The 7,163-nt window shown below is 41.4% G+C and carries 6 protein-coding genes; 2 read left to right on the forward strand and 4 right to left on the reverse strand.

Going from position 1 to position 7,163, the window contains the following annotated elements; translation table 11 throughout:
• A partial coding sequence (locus tag QZZ35_RS07860) for a hypothetical protein (RefSeq protein WP_291236900.1) occupies positions 1–445 on the reverse strand: 445 nt, incomplete at its 3' end.
• A 108-nt stretch (positions 446–553) separates the two neighbouring features.
• On the reverse strand, positions 554–1,453 hold the full coding sequence (locus QZZ35_RS07865) for a 5'-nucleotidase (RefSeq protein WP_291236901.1): 900 nt from the start codon (positions 1,451–1,453) through the stop codon (positions 554–556).
• Positions 1,454–1,600: 147 nt separating this feature from the next.
• Between QZZ35_RS07865 and QZZ35_RS07870 the strand changes: the two genes are divergently transcribed.
• Positions 1,601–4,699 (forward strand): hypothetical protein, encoded by a 3,099-nt coding sequence (locus tag QZZ35_RS07870; protein WP_291236902.1) that lies wholly within the window; start codon positions 1,601–1,603, stop codon positions 4,697–4,699.
• 105 nt (positions 4,700–4,804) lie between these two features.
• On the opposite strand, the gene QZZ35_RS07875 is transcribed toward QZZ35_RS07870, so the two are convergent.
• Positions 4,805–4,990: a (2Fe-2S)-binding protein gene (locus QZZ35_RS07875; RefSeq protein ID WP_291236903.1), complete on the reverse strand. Its 186-nt coding sequence runs from the start codon at positions 4,988–4,990 to the stop codon at positions 4,805–4,807.
• Positions 4,991–5,143: 153 nt separating this feature from the next.
• Between QZZ35_RS07875 and QZZ35_RS07880 the strand changes: the two genes are divergently transcribed.
• Entirely contained in the window at positions 5,144–6,124 is a 981-nt protein-coding gene (locus QZZ35_RS07880) for a DNA/RNA non-specific endonuclease (protein WP_291236904.1), read from the forward strand.
• Positions 6,125–6,183: 59 nt separating this feature from the next.
• Here the strand turns inward: QZZ35_RS07880 and QZZ35_RS07885 are convergent.
• Positions 6,184–7,163: phospholipase D-like domain-containing protein (locus QZZ35_RS07885; protein ID WP_291236905.1), on the reverse strand; the 980-nt coding region annotated here is incomplete at its 5' end.

Below are 7,163 nucleotides of genomic sequence, written 5' to 3' on the forward strand. Positions count from 1 at the left end.
CACACAATTTACCATCAATATTCACATATTTCGGATCCTCCCCGCACAAATACATATCTGCAGTCTCTTTACAATAAACGGAACGCACATAGGCATCAAACTCAGCATAATCTTTAAAAACATCTTCTTTTACCGGATAAATCCACTCACCCTCGATCGGTGTATCTTCCGTTGGCAGCATGCTAAGAACAAACACATCGCGCATACAATATAAATTCTCATCGACCAGACGTCGAATCTCAGATTCGATAGCTGCTCCCTCCTGTGCTTTTGATTCTTCAGCCTCTGTTTCTTGCGTTTCTGTCTCCTTATTTTCTGTTTCCACAACAATGGTTTGTGTTTCTTTCCCAGTTTCTTTCACGGTCTCTTTCTTTGTACTCTCACAGGCACATAAACCCAAAACAGCCATTCCGACAACAAGCGCACTAAAGAATTTTCTTTTCATATCCTATTCCTCCCAAAAATAGTTTTTATCCCCGTTTTTTGCTAACGTTCGTTTTCTTTATTATAACTAACGTTCGTTTCGGTGTCAATAGCATATGCGAACAGCCTTTCAAATGCTTCTATAAGGCACCCGGGCTGCAGGTACAAGGCGTGAGGCGGACTCGGTATGTACGGTCTGGTCATCGAAATAAATATTTGCCCCAAAGGCCTTTAAAATTTCACTTTTTTCAATACCGCCGAGGAAAAAGGCTTCATCGATCCGGACATTCCAGGCACGCAGAGTTCGAATGACCCTCTCATGAGCCGGTGCATTTCTCGCAGTCACAAGGGCTGTCCGAATGGGCACTGTATCTTCGGGAAACTCCTGCTGAATAAGTGATATCGTCTTTAATAATTTTGCAAAAGGTCCCTCGGACAAAGGGTTCTGCGCATTTATATACTCATGCTCCGAAAAAGCATCCAGTCCCTCAGATTGAAATATTTTCTCTGATTCATCTGAAAAAATGACCGCATCTCCGTCAAAGGCAATACGGATCTGCTCAATATCCTGATCCGGATCAATCGGAAGATTCGAATGTGAACAAATAATTCCGGCAGCAATATTGGCATCAATAGCTTCCTGTACATCCTTCTCATCCGCCGATAAAAACAGATCTGTTTTAAAAGCATTGAGATAAGGTGCAATCGGTCCCCCACTGACCAGGGCCGCACGGCTGATATCCAGCCCGTAATGTTTAATGGAATTAAAAATACGCAGACTTGTATCCGCACTGTTCTTCGACATAATAATAATCTCAACAAGATATTTTCCCGATGAATTCAATTTATGTAATGCTTTAATAAGCGGAAAGGCCGTTCCCGGTTTGAGAATATCATTCTCATGTAAACGCTCATATTCGATAAAGGCCTTTAACCCTTTACTCTTATATATTTTGTCCTCTTCTTCCAGATCGAATAAAGCTCTTGACGAGATTCCGACCACTAATTTATCATCCAGTTTTAATGCCATATAAAGGCCCCCTTTCTCATTATTTTAAAACTGACTCTATTATAACAAAATGGCTCCGGAATACCTACACTTTGTTATGACAAACAGAAATATTTATGTTATATTTATAGCAGATGAAAAATCTTCCAGAAAGGAGACACCTATCACATGAAAAAACTAACGACCTACTTATGGATGACATTGCTGGCCGGCGGCCTTGCACTTGGGCTGTCATCCCTGAAACCAGCTGAAGCTCACGCATCATGCCTTCCTACAGAGGAGGAGATTGAAGCTTATAAAGCAGACGGATCCTTTGAAGAGCGACAGGCCTATTTTGATGCTCTGGAATACGACAACGTATCACCGGAACTGCTGCAGAATGCTCTCCAGAGAGAAGAACCGAATTTTCTTTTCTCGGCCGGAGAAAATATTCCCGAATCCTGGAAAGGCGCACCCGTGACCGGTGATGTAAAGGTTCTTGCCATTCAGGTAGAATTCCAGGATATGACCTTTGAAGACAGCAAAATTTATCCGGAGGATATTTTCTATCAGATGTTCAACAATACGGAAGGCTCCGAGACCCTGCCTTATCCCTATGAAAGTCTGCATGCCTACTATTTGCGGTCTTCCTACGGACAGCTGTCCTTCTCATCCGGCGACGTATACCGCTGCACTCTTTCAAAAAACCGTGCAGACTATGACGGTTCTTTCTCCGGTGAACAGGATCTTCTTCGAGAAGTATTCGAAATGCTTGATGAAGAAATCGATTACAACGATTATGACAGTGACGGCGACGGCTGCGTAGATGCTGTCTATGTTAACTTTGCAGGCGAAAACACAGGATGGGCCTCCACATGGTGGAGTCACAAGTATAATTTCCAGGATACAGAATTTGAACTGGATGGTCAGAAATTCGGCGGCTATGTTTTTCTGGAAACCGATACGGACTACGGCTATGGATGCCAGACGATCATCCATGAATCCGGTCACATTCTCGGTCTCCCGGATTATTATGCGAGCCCTTATTCAAGCGGACACGGTCTGCAGACAACCGATATGATGAATAACAACAACGGTGATCATAACGGATTTTCAAAATGGCTGCTCGGATGGATTCCGGATGAGAACATTCAGAAAGTGACAAAAGCCGATGGTGAACAGGACATTTCTCTTGCTCCGATTTCATCTGAATCGCTCACTGATCAGAAACTGATTGCAGTCATCGCACCGGAGGATACATCCATTTACTCCGAATATTTCCTTGTTCAGTACGATGAACCGATTCAAAACAATACCTATGCTGCCTCTGAGACCGGTTATCGGGTATTTCATGTGGATGCCCAGTTAAATTATGAAGGCACCGATTTTATGTATGATAACCTGTATTGTACAGAGCCGATGCTGATCTCTGCCCTTTTACAGAAAGACAAGGAATATATAAACAGAGACTTTTACCTTCCGGGTGATGTATTGAATTCTGACACCAATGATTCCACCTGGTTTTATGGTGAAAGTATTTCTTCCTATACCGGTATCAGTCTGTCGGAGTTTCAGACAGGTGAAACCTCTTCCTTCCATGTAAAATTCGAAGAACAGGAAAAGGGAGACGGAACCGTCAATTTCACTATTCCGGATGAATACCTGCCGGTCAAAAATACCGCATTTATGAAGATCACATGTGATGTTGATCTTTACATGCCGGATAATACATCCGATATGCCTTATATTTATATGGAAGCAGACGGTACCCGTTATCCTTTATCCATCCTCTCTTTGAAGAACAAACGGGAACTGACACTCGCCTATCTCAGTCACGAACCTGAATTAAAACCGAATACCCAGTATTCTCTCGTTATTCCGGAAAAAACATTCCTTACCGGTCAGGATACATATAACAAGGAATGGCAAACAACGGTAACGACGACGAATTTCCCTAACACAGATATTCTGATCAAGACAGAAAATGATGGTTTTTCGAGAAGTAATATTGTCTCCCCGGATCAGAAGAATATCTTCCGAACATCCTTTGTTTCAAGGGATGACAGCACACATCTTACTTTAAAGATTGAAACCTGTTCATCTGAAGGTACGATAAGCAGCAAGCAGATCACGGTTCCATGTCCGGAAGACGCTGAGATGAACATTTTTAAAATGACGGCATGCTATGACGGTAAGATGATTTTATCCATTACAACTTATAGAAATCACACACTGCTGTATCAGCTTGACGAAAAAGGGGATTATCTGGCAGGCCCTCTGGAAGTTCCGGAAAAACTTGTCCTCATTCCATCCGCAAAGGGTGTCAAAGCCCTTATTGACAATACAAGCACTCCTGCAGGTACACCGCCTGTATCCTCTGCTTCAGATGAAGGACCAAGTATTTCCCTTTATACAATAGATTTTGAAAATGGCGTTGTATGTAATACGATGAATACAATCTATGCCCAAAATATTTTTGCCATTGATGAAAATCTCTATGCACTTACCGGATTAGAAGCTGTATCCTATGAAAATGTCGCATTGATCTATGATTCGAAGGATCAGCTTGTATATCGTCTGGCAGGACTGCCGGAAGATCATGCTTATGCTACGATTATTTCTGTAGGAAAAACAGAAAATAACTATTATATGTGGTATGCGTATCAGTATGCTTCAAGTCCATTTGCTCAGATTCGGTGCGCTGTCTATGATATGAATGGTACTTTTTTAAATGATACAGAATTTTCTTCCTTCTACACAGAATCCTACCAGGATATCGATTCATCATGGACTTTACAAAAGGCTGAGTGGGGCTATACATTATTTAAAACACTGGCAAATTCAGATAGTATCTGCCTGTTTTTGGATGATTCAATGGAACCGTTCTCAGAATTGATCCTTACAGGAAATAATAATCATGGAATTCCTCTCGGAGATCGATATGCCTATGTTTATAATACCTACGATGAAACGGATCAGACAATCTACGGATTGACAGTGGCCTTAAAGGACGATCCGAAGGATCCGGAAGAGTCTGAAGAGACAAAAGAGTCAAAAGAGACAAAAGAAACGAAAGAAACAGAAGAATCCAAGGAAACGAAAGAGACAAAAGAAACGAAAGAGACAACTACCTCAAAGGAAACGAAGGAAACTACTAAAAAAAGCTCAACCAGTTCCTCAAATTCAGCAAAAACCGGAGATCAGCCGATTGGAAAATGGATGCTGTTATTTATCATCTCCGGCCTGGCAATTGCAGTCAGCGCAATTGTTATTCGTAAAAAGAACTAATAGAATTCACCTGAAATAGGATGAAAAAACCTCCGGACAATTGTGACCAAATCACTTTTAGTCCGGAGGTTTTTATCTTTCTATACCAACCTGCTTTAAAATATACTATTTTTGCTCAGAAAGCAGCTTTTTTGTCAATTTTTTTCCTTTCTTTTTACACTTGCCACAGGCTTTTCCAAGTTTTGTCTCCTTTTTTACATCCTTAAAAGAAGATGCCCCGTTTTCCACCGCTTTAAGAACATCTCCCTTTGTTACTTTATAACATGAACATACAACTTTATTAAGATTCATAAAAACGACACCTCCTATACTATAAGTTTTATTGTACCAAAAATCATTTTTCCAGTCAATAATAATTCCTATTACTGTCAATAGACAATATTTGACAAAAATCGAGAATTCAAGTACCATGAATATAGAAATATAATACGGAGGTGAATGATCATGCGCATAATAAAACACAAACTTTTTCCATTGCTGCTGATACTTCTGTTGATCTTCGGCGGATGTTCAAATCCAGAGGCAGGCTCAGCCGCCTCATCTTCATCATCGAAAACATCTCAGGCTCAAGTGCCGGTTCCGGAATTAACATCTGAAACAGGAGCTTTGAAATCTCTTTCTGCTTCTGAAAAAGCAACGATCCTTCAAAATATCCCGTCCTATTCGGGATCACCTTACTATGTTGTGAACAATAATCTGCCTTTCTTTTCAGAAACAGATTTTACAACAACTTCATTTGAAACTTACAGTGAATTAGATGATCTCGGACGCTGCCAGGAAGCCTATGCCAATATAGGATCGGATCTCATGCCGACAGAATCCCGCGGTTCCATCGGTTCCGTTAAACCTACCGGATGGCAGTCTGCAAAATATGACTGTGTCGACGGAAAATATCTGTATAACCGCTGTCATCTGATCGGTTTTCAGCTCACCGGTGAGAATGCCAATTCCAAAAATCTGATCACCGGAACACGTTACCTGAATGTAGATGGTATGCTTCCATTTGAAAATATGGTTGCCGACTACATCAAAGAAACGGATAATCATGTTCTCTACAGAGTTACACCGATTTTTACAGAGGATCATCTCGTTGCCGACGGTGTACTTATGGAAGCGCTCTCCGTAGAAGATGAAGGCGAAGGCATTCTTTTTAACGTTTATTGCTATAATGTTCAGCCGGGTGTCGAAATCGACTATGCCACCGGAGAAAGCCGTCTGTCAGAAAATCCGTCGGGCAATGCTGGCGGAAATATTTCTGAAGAACCAACGGCCTCCTATATTTTAAATACAAAAACCCATAAGTTTCATGAACCTTCCTGTTCCAGTGCAAAGGATATGAAATCCGAAAATATGCAGGAGTATACAGGCAGCCGCCAGGAACTCATTGATGACGGCTATGATCCTTGCGGCATATGTAAGCCATAACACCTTAATCGTTCATAAACAAAATTCAGGGAGAATGCATCCGCATATCTCCCTTTTTTTTACATCAATGGTGCAACCGCTTTCATCACAACACCCATAATCTTCCGGCTTACTGTATCATTTTTCATCGTCTTCTTTGTCACCCTGCGGCATTTTTTCAAAGTAGCCCGGAAATCTTTCTCAATCTCATGAATGCAATCCACATCATACATATAAGCCGCACATTCAAAATGATGATATAAACTCCGGTAATCCAGATTGATTGTGCCGACCACAGCTTCCTTATCATCACAGACAAAAATCTTCGCATGCACAAACCCGGGTGTATATTCATAAATTTCTACTCCTGACTGAAGCAGGGATGCGTAATGGGTTCTGGCCAAAGCATAAGGTACCGCTTTATCAGGAATGCCCGGAAGCATGATCTTTACGTCTACCCCTCGTTCTGCGGCAAATTTAATGGCCGTTTCCATCTCACTGTCTAAAATAAGATAGGGCGACATAATATGTACATAGCTCTGAGCTCTGTTTAAAATATCCATATAGACTCTCTCACCGACTTTGTCATCATCCAGAGGACAATCCCCATAAGGAATCACATATCCCTTTGTCTGAACCGGTGAAACCGGATAATTCAAAAATTGTGAATAATCCATATCCTTTTCATCCACATTCCACATCTGCAGAAACATCAGTGTAAAACTTTTCACCGCTTCACCCTTCAGCATAATGGCCACATCTTTCCAGTGCCCGTATTTTACAATGTGATTGATATACTCATCTGCCAGATTGACACCGCCGGTAAATGCTGTATGACCGTCAATAACAAGAATCTTTCGGTGATCCCTGTAATTATAATGGGTTGACACAAAAGGAGTCAACGGGGCAAATACCTTGCATTTGATTCCAAGTTTCTTAAGACGTTTTGGATAATCCCGGGATAAAGTTGAAAATTCACATGTTCCATCATACATAACGCGGACATCCACACCCTCTGAAGCCTTTTTAGCCAGAATCTCCAGAATTCTGCCCCACATAA

This window comes from Frisingicoccus sp., assembly GCA_016298055.1.
Classification (GTDB): Bacteria; Bacillota; Clostridia; order Lachnospirales; family Lachnospiraceae; genus Frisingicoccus.